Source organism: Dickeya parazeae Ech586 (genome assembly GCF_000025065.1).
Classification (GTDB): Bacteria; Pseudomonadota; Gammaproteobacteria; order Enterobacterales; family Enterobacteriaceae; genus Dickeya; species Dickeya zeae.
Genome location: NC_013592.1, coordinates 233,069 through 245,697, shown reverse-complemented (window position 1 = coordinate 245,697; position 12,629 = coordinate 233,069). Strand labels below are relative to the sequence as shown.

The window sequence follows — 12,629 nt, the reverse complement described above, 5'->3', positions numbered from 1 at the left end:
GCAGTATATTAAGTCGTCGATAGAAACAAGCATTGATGGGAAACCGGCAGTCAAACAGTGTGAAACGCTACCGGCACCCTACAGCGCAAAAAGGCTGGTGACCAAAAAGTCACCAGCCATCAGCCTGATAAATCAGGCTGCAACCGGAAGGGTTGGCTTATTTAACTTCAACTTCAGCGCCAGCTTCTTCCAGAGATTTCTTCAGAGCTTCAGCGTCATCTTTGCTCACGCCTTCTTTCAGGGCAGCCGGAGCAGATTCAACCAGGTCTTTAGCTTCTTTCAGACCCAGGCCAGTTGCGCCACGTACTGCTTTGATAACAGCAACTTTGTTAGCGCCAACAGCTTTCAGGATAACGTCGAATTCAGTTTTCTCTTCAGCAGCTTCAGCCGGAGCAGCAGCTACAGCAACAGCGGCAGCAGCAGAAACGCCGAATTTTTCTTCCATTGCAGAGATCAGCTCAACAACGTCCATTACAGACATAGCGGCTACTGCTTCAATGATTTGATCTTTAGTGATAGACATGACAATTGTTCCTAACAATCAGAAAAAGTTTATACGTTAGCAAATGCGATAACAGGAAAAGCGCGATTACGCGGCTTCTTTCTGATCGCGAACAGCAGCCAGAGTGCGGACCAGTTTGCCTGCAGAGGCTTCTTTCATGGTCGCCATCAGGCGTGCAATTGCTTCTTCGTAAGTCGGCAGAGTAGCCAGACGGTCAATTTGAGCCGCCGGAATCAACTCACCTTCAAAGGCTGCCGCTTTGACCTCAAATTTTGCATTCGCTTTCGCGAACTCTTTGAACAGACGAGCAGCTGCGCCCGGGTGTTCCATCGAGTATGCAATCAGGGTCGGACCAACAAACGTGTCTTTCAGGCATTCGAATTGAGTGCCTTCAACGACGCGGCGCAGCAGGGTGTTACGAACAACACGCATGTATACGCCAGCTTCACGACCTGCTTTACGCAGTTCAGTCATTTTATCTACGGTAACGCCGCGGGAATCCGCAACTACCGCAGACAGCGCGCCTTTGGCAACTTCGCTGACTTCAGCAACAATCGCTTGTTTGTCTTGAAGATTTAATGCCATTAGCTTTTGCTCCTGGATTTAGCCGGAAAAAATTTCCGGAACTCACTTCACCCGCCACCAACTTAGTAGACAGGCGTTAAAACACGGTGAGCAGAATCCAGCAGGACTATTCTTTAAAAAAGAATAAAAATGTTCTTTAGGCTCTGTCACCGTCTACGCAGGAAAATTAAGTTTCTGACGAAACACCTGCGGTCTTGGACGGAGGCCTGGATAGGCCAGGCTCCAACCGAAAAAATCGTCTCTTGTTCATTTACAGAACAACGGGCGTAAGATTATAAAGAAATCCCTCGCCCGGGTAAAGAGGAACAAAAGCTATCAGTTAGCGACTGCGTTCAGACCGCTCTGATCGATGGCAACACCAGCACCCATGGTGGTGGAGATGCTAACTTTCTTGATGTACACGCCTTTAGCCTGAGCCGGTTTTGCTTTTTTCAGCGCAATCAGCAGAGCTTCCAGGTTTTCTTTCAGTTTGTCAGCGTCGAAATCAACCTTACCGATGGTGGTGTGGATGATACCGTTCTTGTCGTTACGGTAACGAACCTGACCTGCTTTAGCGTTTTTCACTGCTTCAGCAACGTTCGGGGTTACAGTACCAACTTTCGGGTTCGGCATCAGGCCACGCGGACCCAGAACCTGACCCAGCTGGCCAACAACGCGCATTGCATCCGGAGAAGCAATAACAACGTCAAAGTTCATTTCGCCTTTCTTGATCTGGTCAGCCAGATCTTCCATACCTACCAGCTCAGCGCCGGCTGCTTTAGCAGCTTCAGCGTTAGCACCCTGGGTAAATACGGCAACACGAACGGAACGGCCAGTACCGTGCGGCAGTACAGTTGCGCCACGGACGTTCTGGTCGGATTTACGTGCGTCGATGCCCAGGTTTACGGCAACGTCAACACTTTCAACAAATTTAGCAGTGGCCAGCTCTTTGAGCAGGGCAACGGCTTCGTTGATGTCATACTGTTTGGTTACATCAACTTTTTCACGGATCACGCGCATGCGCTTGGTCAGCTTAGCCATTTCTTAGTCCTCCACTACCAGGCCCATGGAACGAGCAGTACCTTCGATGGAACGCGCCATGGCTTCCACGTTGGCACCCGTCATGTCCGCTGCTTTGGTCTGGGCAATTTCCAGAACCTGAGCACGGGTCACTTTACCTACTTTGTCTTTGTTCGGCTTACCGGAACCAGACTTAATGCCAGCTGCTTTTTTCAGCAGTACAGATGCCGGCGGAGTTTTGGTAACGAAAGTGAAGGAACGGTCGGCGTAAACAGTGATAACAACCGGAATCGGCAGACCCTTTTCCAGGCTTTCTGTCTTGGCGTTGAATGCCTTACAGAATTCCATGATGTTAACACCCTGCTGACCCAGAGCCGGACCGACTGGCGGGCTCGGGTTAGCCATACCAGCTGCAACCTGCAGCTTGACATAGGCTTGTACTTTCTTGGCCATTTAACTTTCCTCTAATGGGTAATAGCGCTTCGCAAAGAAGCTCCCCGCGTTTTATAAACATGTTACACGTCTCAATGACGCATAAAACAAAGGCGCGAAATTGTAGGTCAATTTCGCGCCAGATACAAGTATCACATTCAGGCAATAATTAGCCTTTTTCCACCTGGCTGAAATCCAGCTCAACAGGGGTTGCACGACCAAAGATAGAAACAGATACCTTCAGGCGGCTCTTCTCGTAATCGACTTCTTCCACCACACCGTTGAAATCGGCAAACGGGCCATCGTTGACGCGTACCATCTCGCCCGGTTCGAACAGCGTCTTAGGCCGTGGCTTGTCGCCCACCTGTTGCAGACGATTCATGATAGCGTCGACTTCTTTATCGCTGATCGGCGCAGGACGATCGGAGGTTCCCCCGATGAATCCCATGACACGAGGGACACTGCGGACCAAATGCCAGCTGGCATCGTCCATCACCATCTGTACCAATACATAGCCTGGGAAGAATTTACGTTCACTCTTACGACGCTGGCCACCACGAATTTCAACCACTTCCTCAGTCGGCACCATGACCTCGCCAAAGTGGTCTTCCATGCTATGGAGTTTGATATGCTCACGCAAAGACTGCGCTACGCGACCTTCAAAGCCAGAAAACGCCTGAACGACGTACCAACGTTTCTTTGGAGCTTCAGACATCTTAGAACCTCAGGCCAGTAATGAACGATACCAGACGCACCAGAATGCCATCCAGTCCCCACAGAATCAGCGACATAACGGCAGTTACAGCAGCAACGATCAGAGTGGTGTGCAGCGTTTCCTGTCGGGTGGGCCAGATCACCTTGCGAACTTCGGTCCGGGCTTCACGCACAAACAACACCGTTGCTTTGCCTTTCGTCGTCAGCAATGCCACGCCGCCTGCAGCAGCAATTAAAACAACGACAGCCAGCGCACGCAAAGGCAAGCTGAATTCACGGTAGTAATAGTTACCTACAATTGCCGCGATCAGTAATACTGCAACGACCAGCCATTTCAGCGCCTCGAGACCACGCACGCTCTCCTGAGCTTCGGTATTCGCACTCATAAACCAACCTGTCACTAGATTCAGACAAATAATTTTGCCCTGCCGTAAGGGCAAACCAGACCGGATGCGTTCTAACCTCAAGCTATCCGGGACTCACACCGCTTACACAGAGCCCATCTCACCAATGATTATACTGCACAATCGCTGATGAGATAGGTTCTACGACAACAGCGTAGAAAAAGGGCATCAAATGATGCCCTTTTACCGCATGTTGCGTCAAATTTTATCAGCAATTAAGCGATAACTTTAGCAACCACACCGGCGCCTACAGTACGGCCACCTTCACGGATTGCGAAACGCAGACCGTCGTCCATCGCGATCGGGGCGATCAGGTTTACTACCATCTTGATGTTGTCGCCAGGCATAACCATTTCCACGCCTTCCGGCAGTTCGATGGTGCCAGTCACGTCAGTGGTACGGAAGTAGAACTGCGGACGGTAGCCTTTGAAGAACGGCGTATGACGGCCACCTTCGTCTTTGCTCAGAATGTACACTTCAGATTCGAACTGAGTGTGCGGCTTGATTGAGCCCGGTTTGGCCAGTACCTGACCACGCTCAACTTCATCACGTTTAGTACCACGCAGCAGAACACCCACGTTCTCGCCCGCACGGCCTTCGTCCAGCAGTTTACGGAACATTTCAACGCCGGTGCAGGTGGTTTTCGTGGTGTCTTTGATACCCACGATTTCCACTTCTTCACCTACTTTGATGATGCCGCGCTCTACACGACCGGTAACTACAGTACCACGGCCGGAGATGGAGAATACGTCTTCGATCGGCAGCAGGAACGGCTTGTCAATCGCACGCTCCGGTTCCGGAATGTAGCTGTCCAGCGCTTCAGCCAGTTCGATGATTTTCGCTTCCCACTCGGCATCGCCTTCCAGCGCTTTCAGCGCGGAACCGCGGATTACCGGCGTGTCGTCGCCCGGGAAGTCGTACTGAGACAGCAGCTCACGCACTTCCATCTCAACCAGTTCCAGCAGCTCTTCGTCATCAACCATGTCGCATTTGTTCAGGAACACGATGATGTACGGAACGCCTACCTGACGACCCAGCAGGATGTGCTCACGCGTCTGCGGCATCGGGCCGTCAGTCGCAGCAACTACCAGGATCGCGCCGTCCATCTGGGCAGCACCGGTGATCATGTTTTTCACGTAGTCGGCGTGTCCCGGGCAGTCAACGTGCGCGTAGTGACGAGTCGGGGTATCGTATTCAACGTGAGAGGTGTTGATGGTGATACCACGCGCTTTTTCTTCCGGCGCGTTGTCGATCTGGTCGAATGCACGAGCCTGACCACCGTAGGTTTTTGCCAGAACGGTAGTGATGGCAGCGGTCAGCGTTGTTTTACCATGGTCAACGTGGCCGATAGTACCGACGTTAACGTGCGGTTTTGTACGTTCAAATTTTTCTTTAGACATCGATTGTCCCTCTAAGACACGGATAAATCGGTGGTATCACCACATCAACCAAGCAATTACTTGCTGAGCTTTTAACAGAAAGAAAATCAGGAGGAAAATAAAGAAGTGGTGCTGATAGGCAGATTCGAACTGCCGACCTCACCCTTACCAAGGGTGCGCTCTACCAACTGAGCTATATCAGCACATCTAATTGGAGCGGGCAGTGGGAATCGAACCCACATCATCAGCTTGGAAGGCTGAGGTAATAGCCATTATACGATGCCCGCATCCTGGAACTCGGCTACCTGATTTCTCTGTATAACATCAAAGCAAGGTACAATTTTATATTGTTACCTTGCTTTTTTCGATTCGGTTTTGTTATCACTACCGCATCGATTGCATCCTGTTGCCAGGATTGAATTTGGTGGTGGGGGAAGGATTCGAACCTTCGAAGTCTGTGACGGCAGATTTACAGTCTGCTCCCTTTGGCCGCTCGGGAACCCCACCTGATTGTATGTACTTGATGGTGCCGGCTGCCGGAATCGAACTGGCGACCTACTGATTACAAGTCAGTTGCTCTACCTACTGAGCTAAGCCGGCATCAAGTGCTGCGCATTCTAGGCAGAGGGACCGGTCTATGCAACAAAAAAATTGCCCAAAATGCGCTATCGCTTAGATTTTGCACAAAATCGGATACTGTTTCACATTACTACCAGTTATTCGAGCAAATAAACATCAGGAAACAGACTGAAAGCCGCCTGAACATGAGGTTTTCCAAGTCTTCGTTCAATGATATGCCGCTTGCCATTGTCGGCGCTTTACTCATCCCAAGGCATACCCAAAAGCAACATTATTCCTCTTTAGGCACTTCGGAGTATGAGATTACGTATTTAGTCACTTTTATGCGTCTTACGCCTGCATCGCGATCTCGACCCGATAACCCACCCAATAGACATGCACGAGAACATATTCCAATCTTGCATCGTATAGCGCATATGCTTCTATACTGTTCATCCTGATGCCTTTATCACAGGTATCGGGGTCGATGCAGATTTTTGCTTCTTTTCCTGACCCCCATGGTGGTAACCTGCCTGTTGGACGATAAATTATTATCAGGAAAGGACGCTGTGGCTGTTACCTGTCCAGCTTTCCGGTGTCTCAGTTTCATGCACTGAAACCTGGCTGTTTCCCTTCCTTACCGGTAGCGTCAAGCAGAAACATATTTATGACTAATAAAGCGCAATCTTTCGCCACGCCTTATCTTCAATTCAATCGCCAGCAGTGGGCCAACTTACGAGATTCGGTGCCATTGACCCTGACTGAAGATGAAATCATCAAGCTCAAGGGCATTAACGAAGATTTGTCTTTAGATGAGGTTGCAGAAATTTATCTGCCATTGTCCCGTCTGCTGAATTTCTACATCAGCTCCAATTTACGGCGTCAGGCGGTACTAGAACAGTTTCTGGGAACCGACGGGCAGAAAATTCCCTACATCATCGGTATTGCTGGCAGCGTTGCCGTGGGAAAAAGCACAACGGCGCGTGTACTACAGGCATTACTCAGCCGTTGGCCAGAACATCGTAAAGTTGAGCTGATTACTACCGATGGCTTTCTTCATCCCAATAAAGTGTTGCAACAAAAAAACCTGATGAAGAAAAAAGGATTCCCCCAGTCTTACGACATGCATAGTCTGGTGAAATTCGTCTCTGAAATAAAATCCGGCGTTCCTTGGGTAACTGCACCGACATATTCACATTTAACTTATGACATTGTTCCCGACTGCAATAAAGTCATAGAGCAGCCGGATATTTTGATCCTTGAGGGACTCAACGTACTGCAAAGCGGAATGGATTATCCTCACGATCCTCATCGTGTTTTTGTATCCGATTTTGTGGATTTCTCGATTTATGTCGATGCGCCGGAAGACCTTCTAAAGAGCTGGTATATCAACCGTTTTCTTAAATTCAGGGAAGGCGCTTTTACTAATCCGGATTCTTACTTCCACAACTATGCAAAGCTGACGAAAGAAGAAGCTGTTAACATCGCATCTCAACTGTGGTTAGAAATTAATGGGCTGAATTTACAGCAGAATATATTACCAACGCGTGAGCGAGCCAGTCTGATTATGACAAAGAGCGCCAATCACGCCGTCGAGTGTGTTCGTTTAAGAAAATAAAATAGAGGGGGTGATAATAACCCCTCTATTACTTACCATCCACGCAAGGAAATTTCACCGCCGATATAAGACCGAATTTCACCATCCTGCTCCAGTAGCAGTGCGCCCTGGCTATCGATCCCCTTGTCAACTCCAACTATTTCCCGGTTGCCGACAATCAACTTCACAGTACGGTTATAAAAATTATCCAGTGAACTCCAGCGAGAAATAAAGGGTGCCAGCCCTTGTTGTTCATAAACAGCTAATGCTGTACGCAGTTCCGTGATAAGTTTCACCGCAAGACTATTGCGATCAATATCAATTCCAGCCTCCTGCAAATTAATCCATCCTTGATTAATCACATTTGAACCCGATGAATTCATTCGCAGATTAATGCCTGCACCAATTACCAGATGCGCGGCATCACCTGTGCGGCCATTTAGCTCTACGAGGATGCCGGCCAGCTTCCTATCATTCAGATACAAATCATTAGGCCATTTTACTCGCACCCCGTCAGCCCCCAACTGGTGCAGAACCTCTGCCATAACGATACCGATCACCAGGCTGACACCAACTGCAGCGGCTGGTCCTTGTTCCAAACGCCAATATAAGGATAAATAGAGATTGCTGCCAAAAGGAGAGAACCATTGCCGCCCACGACGCCCTCGCCCAGCCTGCTGATATTCGGCAATGCAGGCATCGCCTGATGATATTGAGTCAAGGCGGTCCAGAAGATATTGGTTGGTAGAATCGATAACCGGTAAAACGGCGATATTACCATCGGGTATTTTTGAGCAGATCTCATCTGCATCAAGCAACTGAATCGGAGATGAAAATGCGTAACCTTTCCCCGTTACCGTATATATATCCAGCCCCCACTCTCTAATGGTCTGGATATGTTTATTGATAGCGGCACGACTCATCCCCATCAGTTCGCCGAGATATTCTCCTGAGTAGAATGCCCCATCAGAAAGAATGGAGATTAGCTTTAGCGGGACGGTATAATCTTTCACGACAACACCTCCACCGCATCAACTTCCCCTTCAGCGGCAATAAAACGTACTTCAGGTTCAAGCCACACATCAAACTTTGCTGCGACTTGATTCCTGACATAACGAGCCAGTGCAATCAACTCATCACTGTTTGCGCCACCTTTATTTACCAGCACAAGAGCTTGCTTATCATGCACAGCTGCCTGACCTATCTGATACCCTTTTAGCCCACATTGATCGATCAACCAGCCTGCCGCTATTTTTACATCACCCGCTGGTTGAGGGTAATGCGGCGCATTCGGATAATGTTTCAGAATACACTCAGCAATTGCTGAAGGAACAACCGGGTTTTTGAAGAAACTCCCTGCGTTCCCCATTACCACAGGGTCGGGCAATTTACTTCGTCTCATCTGGCAGACAGCATCAAACACATCTCTTGATGTCACTGTCATTGGATCAAGCCGGGTAAGCTCACCATATTCCAGAATAGGTTTCCAATTCTTGGATAAACACAACCCTACAGCAATAATGGCGAAACCATTCTGATATTCATGTTTAAAAATACTATCGCGGTACCCAAACCGGCACTCCTGTGCATTTAGTCGGGTTACCTTACCTGTATTCAGATTAAGCACATCGACATAAGTACAGACACGTTTTAAATCCACCCCATAAGCGCCAATATTCTGAATAGGAGCAGACCCAACACATCCCGGAATTAAGGCAAGATTCTCTAAACCAGCAATCTGGTGTGCTAACGTATATTCCACTAACTGATGCCAGTTCTCACCAGCCCCTACATGGAGCATCCATTCAGATTCGGTCTCATCAGCCTCAATGCCCTTGAGCCGATTGATAAGGACGATACCGTGAAAATCCCCAAGGAAGAGTATATTGCTCCCTTCTCCCAATATAAGAGTTGGCAACCCACGCTGACGAGCGCGCTGCCACTCAGACAACAGTTCTGTTGCATTTTCGACAATGACAACATCTGTCGCAAAGGCCGATAAGGAGAAAGAATTAAATGCTTGGAGAGATATGGCAGAACTCGTCATGGCGCTAGATACCCAGTAAACAGTTAGTCATAGTCTAACTGATCCTGAGTCATTATTGAGGGATGTTTTATTCGCAAATCGTACTGAAAGCGTTAGATGCCGGAAGTGATTACCTGGTGGATTAACGCGGCCACCCGGGTTGTGGGCATAAAAAAAACCCCCGGCGCTAACCGGGGGTTCTCTGTTTGATGCCTGGCAGTTCCCTACTCTCGCATGGGGAGACCCCACACTACCATCGGCGCTACGGCGTTTCACTTCTGAGTTCGGCATGGGGTCAGGTGGGACCACCGCGCTCTCGCCGCCAGGCAAATTCTTTTGACGTCTTTCAACGCCCTGATTCTTCATGTCGCCGTGTATCGCTACACCACGCCATCCAATCCTCGAACAAGCTAAATTCTACTTTTAGTCTCTCACCAAAACACCTTCGGTGTTGTAAGGTTAAGCCTCTCGGGTCATTAGTACTGGTTAGCTCAACGTATCGCTACGCTTACACACCCAGCCTATCAACGTCCTCGTCTCGAACGTCCCTTCAGGGGCCTCAAGGGCCCAGGGAAGACTCATCTCGGGGCAAGTTTCCCGCTTAGATGCTTTCAGCGGTTATCTCTTCCGCACGTAGCTACCGGGCAGTGCCATTGGCATGACAACCCGAACACCAGCGGTGCGTTCACTCCGGTCCTCTCGTACTAGGAGCAACCCCCCTCAATCTTCCAACGCCCACGGCAGATAGGGACCGAACTGTCTCACGACGTTCTAAACCCAGCTCGCGTACCACTTTAAATGGCGAACAGCCATACCCTTGGGACCTACTTCAGCCCCAGGATGTGATGAGCCGACATCGAGGTGCCAAACACCGCCGTCGATATGAACTCTTGGGCGGTATCAGCCTGTTATCCCCGGAGTACCTTTTATCCGTTGAGCGATGGCCCTTCCATTCAGAACCACCGGATCACTAAGACCTGCTTTCGCACCTGCTCGAGCCGTCACTCTCGCAGTCAAGCTAGCTTATGCCTTTGCACTAACCTCCTGATGTCCGACCAGGATTAGCTAACCTTCGTGCTCCTCCGTTACTCTTTGGGAGGAGACCGCCCCAGTCAAACTACCCACCAGACACTGTCCCCAGCCCGGATTACGGGCCCAGGTTAGAACATCAAACATTAAAGGGTGGTATTTCAAGGTTGGCTCCATGCAGACTGGCGTCCACACTTCAAAGCCTCCCACCTATCCTACACATCAAGGCTCAAGGTTCAGTGTCAAGCTATAGTAAAGGTTCACGGGGTCTTTCCGTCTTGCCGCGGGTACACTGCATCTTCACAGCGAGTTCAATTTCACTGAGTCTCGGGTGGAGACAGCCTGGCCATCATTACGCCATTCGTGCAGGTCGGAACTTACCCGACAAGGAATTTCGCTACCTTAGGACCGTTATAGTTACGGCCGCCGTTTACCGGGGCTTCGATCAAGAGCTTCTCCCTGAGGATAACCCCATCAATTAACCTTCCGGCACCGGGCAGGCGTCACACCGTATACGTCCACTTTCGTGTTTGCACAGTGCTGTGTTTTTATTAAACAGTTGCAGCCAGCTGGTATCTGCGACTCTCGTCAGCTCCATCCGCAAGGGACTTCACCCACAAGAGCGTGCCTTCTCCCGAAGTTACGGCACCATTTTGCCTAGTTCCTTCACCCGAGTTCTCTCAAGCGCCTGAGTATTCTCTACCTGACCACCTGTGTCGGTTTGGGGTACGATTTAATGTTACCTGATGCTTAGAGGCTTTTCCTGGAAGCAGGGCATCTGTCACTTCAGCACCGTAGTGCCTCGTCATCACGCCTCAGTGTTAACAGCAGACCGGATTTGCCTGGTCCACCCACCTTCACGCTTAAACCGGGACAACCGTCGCCCGGATGACATAGCCTTCTCCGTCCCCCCTTCGCAGTAACACCAAGTACAGGAATATTAACCTGTTTCCCATCGACTACGCTTTTCAGCCTCGCCTTAGGGGTCGACTCACCCTGCCCCGATTAACGTTGGACAGGAACCCTTGGTCTTCCGGCGTGCGGGTTTTTCACCCGCATTATCGTTACTTATGTCAGCATTCGCACTTCTGATACCTCCAGCAGCCCTCACAGGCCACCTTCACAGGCTTACAGAACGCTCCCCTACCCAACAACACATTGTGTCGCTGCCGCAGCTTCGGTGCATGGTTTTAGCCCCGTTACATCTTCCGCGCAGGCCGACTCGACCAGTGAGCTATTACGCTTTCTTTAAATGATGGCTGCTTCTAAGCCAACATCCTGGCTGTCTGGGCCTTCCCACATCGTTTCCCACTTAACCATGACTTTGGGACCTTAGCTGGCGGTCTGGGTTGTTTCCCTCTTCACGACGGACGTTAGCACCCGCCGTGTGTCTCCCGTGATAACATTCTTCGGTATTCGCAGTTTGCATCGGGTTGGTAAGCCGGGATGGCCCCCTAGCCGAAACAGTGCTCTACCCCCGAAGATGAGTTCACGAGGCGCTACCTAAATAGCTTTCGGGGAGAACCAGCTATCTCCCGGTTTGATTGGCCTTTCACCCCCAGCCACAAGTCATCCGCTAATTTTTCAACATTAGTCGGTTCGGTCCTCCAGTTAGTGTTACCCAACCTTCAACCTGCCCATGGCTAGATCACCGGGTTTCGGGTCTATACCCTGCAACTAGACGCCCAGTTAAGACTCGGTTTCCCTGCGGCTCCCCTATTCGGTTAACCTTGCTACAGAATATAAGTCGCTGACCCATTATACAAAAGGTACGCAGTCACACCCTAAAGGTGCTCCCACTGCTTGTACGTACACGGTTTCAGGTTCTATTTCACTCCCCTCGCCGGGGTTCTTTTCGCCTTTCCCTCACGGTACTGGTTCACTATCGGTCAGTCAGGAGTATTTAGCCTTGGAGGATGGTCCCCCCATGTTCAGACAGGATACCACGTGTCCCGCCCTACTCGTCGAACTCACGACCTGTGCATCTTCGTGTACGGGACTGTCACCCTGTACCGTGCGCCTTTCCAGACGCTTCCACTGACACACAAGCCGATTCAGGTTCTGGGCTCCTCCCCGTTCGCTCGCCGCTACTGGGGGAATCTCGGTTGATTTCTTTTCCTCGGGGTACTGAGATGTTTCAGTTCCCCCGGTTCGCCTCACACACCTATGGATTCAGTGTGTGATAGTGTGACGAATCACACTGGGTTTCCCCATTCGGGTATCGTCGGGTATAACGGTTCATATCACCTTGCCGACGCTTTTCGCAGATTAGCACGCCCTTCATCGCCTCTGACTGCCTAGGCATCCACCGTGTACGCTTAGTCGCTTAACCTCACAACCCGAAAGTGTCTCGGGATATGAGTATTTTGAGAGACTCCAACAACACATGAATTCACACTCACAT

At 50.1% G+C, this 12,629-nt stretch carries 10 protein-coding genes, 4 tRNA genes and 2 rRNA genes; 1 reads left to right on the top strand and 15 read right to left on the bottom strand.

Features of this window, described 5'->3' with window-relative positions:
- Positions 1–157: 157 nt before the first annotated feature.
- From rplL to DD586_RS01060, 11 genes are all read right to left on the bottom strand, one after another.
- Positions 158–523, bottom strand: a complete 366-nt coding sequence (gene rplL / locus DD586_RS01110) for a 50S ribosomal protein L7/L12 (RefSeq protein WP_012882963.1) — start codon at positions 521–523, stop codon at positions 158–160.
- 66 nt (positions 524–589) lie between these two features.
- Positions 590–1,087: a 50S ribosomal protein L10 gene (gene rplJ, locus DD586_RS01105; RefSeq protein ID WP_012882962.1), complete on the bottom strand. Its 498-nt coding sequence runs from the start codon at positions 1,085–1,087 to the stop codon at positions 590–592.
- Positions 1,088–1,402: 315 nt separating this feature from the next.
- Positions 1,403–2,107: a 50S ribosomal protein L1 gene (rplA, locus tag DD586_RS01100; RefSeq protein WP_012882961.1), complete on the bottom strand. Its 705-nt coding sequence runs from the start codon at positions 2,105–2,107 to the stop codon at positions 1,403–1,405.
- A gap of 3 nt (positions 2,108–2,110) precedes the next feature.
- Positions 2,111–2,539: a 50S ribosomal protein L11 gene (gene rplK, locus DD586_RS01095; protein WP_012882960.1), complete on the bottom strand. Its 429-nt coding sequence runs from the start codon at positions 2,537–2,539 to the stop codon at positions 2,111–2,113.
- A gap of 148 nt (positions 2,540–2,687) precedes the next feature.
- Positions 2,688–3,233, bottom strand: coding sequence for a transcription termination/antitermination protein NusG (nusG, locus tag DD586_RS01090; protein ID WP_012882959.1), 546 nt, complete (start codon positions 3,231–3,233; stop codon positions 2,688–2,690).
- A gap of 1 nt (position 3,234) precedes the next feature.
- On the bottom strand, positions 3,235–3,618 hold the full coding sequence (secE, locus tag DD586_RS01085) for a preprotein translocase subunit SecE (protein ID WP_012882958.1): 384 nt from the start codon (positions 3,616–3,618) through the stop codon (positions 3,235–3,237).
- A gap of 233 nt (positions 3,619–3,851) precedes the next feature.
- Positions 3,852–5,036 (bottom strand): elongation factor Tu, encoded by a 1,185-nt coding sequence (gene tuf, locus DD586_RS01080; protein WP_012882957.1) that lies wholly within the window; start codon positions 5,034–5,036, stop codon positions 3,852–3,854.
- Between the two features lie 106 nt (positions 5,037–5,142).
- Positions 5,143–5,218, bottom strand: a tRNA-Thr gene (locus tag DD586_RS01075).
- 9 nt (positions 5,219–5,227) lie between these two features.
- Positions 5,228–5,302: transfer RNA gene (locus DD586_RS01070), tRNA-Gly, on the bottom strand.
- Positions 5,303–5,437: 135 nt separating this feature from the next.
- A tRNA-Tyr gene (locus DD586_RS01065) sits at positions 5,438–5,522 on the bottom strand.
- Positions 5,523–5,539: 17 nt separating this feature from the next.
- Positions 5,540–5,615: transfer RNA gene (locus tag DD586_RS01060), tRNA-Thr, on the bottom strand.
- Between the two features lie 625 nt (positions 5,616–6,240).
- On the opposite strand from DD586_RS01060, the gene coaA reads away from it, so the two are divergent.
- Entirely contained in the window at positions 6,241–7,191 is a 951-nt protein-coding gene (gene coaA, locus DD586_RS01055; protein WP_012882956.1) for a type I pantothenate kinase, read from the top strand.
- Between the two features lie 32 nt (positions 7,192–7,223).
- Here coaA and birA read toward each other — a convergent pair whose 3' ends face one another.
- The 4 genes from birA to DD586_RS01035 form a co-directional block, all read right to left on the bottom strand.
- Positions 7,224–8,183 (bottom strand): bifunctional biotin--[acetyl-CoA-carboxylase] ligase/biotin operon repressor BirA, encoded by a 960-nt coding sequence (gene birA / locus DD586_RS01050; protein WP_012882955.1) that lies wholly within the window; start codon positions 8,181–8,183, stop codon positions 7,224–7,226.
- Positions 8,180–9,217: a UDP-N-acetylmuramate dehydrogenase gene (murB, locus tag DD586_RS01045; RefSeq protein WP_012882954.1), complete on the bottom strand. Its 1,038-nt coding sequence runs from the start codon at positions 9,215–9,217 to the stop codon at positions 8,180–8,182. Before murB ends, birA begins: the two co-directional genes overlap by 4 nt.
- Positions 9,218–9,407: 190 nt before the next feature.
- Positions 9,408–9,523 (bottom strand): 5S ribosomal RNA (rrf, locus tag DD586_RS01040).
- A 128-nt stretch (positions 9,524–9,651) separates the two neighbouring features.
- Positions 9,652–12,557, bottom strand: a 23S ribosomal RNA gene (locus DD586_RS01035).
- Between the last annotated feature and the right edge of the window lie 72 nt (positions 12,558–12,629).

What these genes read in the sequence shown, in the direction of transcription:
- murB (WP_012882954.1), bottom strand. Translation starts at nt 9,217, where the DNA reads ATGACGAGTTCTGCCATATCTCTCCAAGCATTTAATTCTTTCTCCTTA.
- coaA (WP_012882956.1), top strand. Translation starts at nt 6,241, where the DNA reads ATGACTAATAAAGCGCAATCTTTCGCCACGCCTTATCTTCAATTCAAT.
- tuf (WP_012882957.1), bottom strand. Translation starts at nt 5,036, where the DNA reads ATGTCTAAAGAAAAATTTGAACGTACAAAACCGCACGTTAACGTCGGT.
- rplK (WP_012882960.1), bottom strand. Translation starts at nt 2,539, where the DNA reads ATGGCCAAGAAAGTACAAGCCTATGTCAAGCTGCAGGTTGCAGCTGGT.
- secE (WP_012882958.1), bottom strand. Translation starts at nt 3,618, where the DNA reads ATGAGTGCGAATACCGAAGCTCAGGAGAGCGTGCGTGGTCTCGAGGCG.
- nusG (WP_012882959.1), bottom strand. Translation starts at nt 3,233, where the DNA reads ATGTCTGAAGCTCCAAAGAAACGTTGGTACGTCGTTCAGGCGTTTTCT.
- rplJ (WP_012882962.1), bottom strand. Translation starts at nt 1,087, where the DNA reads ATGGCATTAAATCTTCAAGACAAACAAGCGATTGTTGCTGAAGTCAGC.
- rplL (WP_012882963.1), bottom strand. Translation starts at nt 523, where the DNA reads ATGTCTATCACTAAAGATCAAATCATTGAAGCAGTAGCCGCTATGTCT.
- rplA (WP_012882961.1), bottom strand. Translation starts at nt 2,107, where the DNA reads ATGGCTAAGCTGACCAAGCGCATGCGCGTGATCCGTGAAAAAGTTGAT.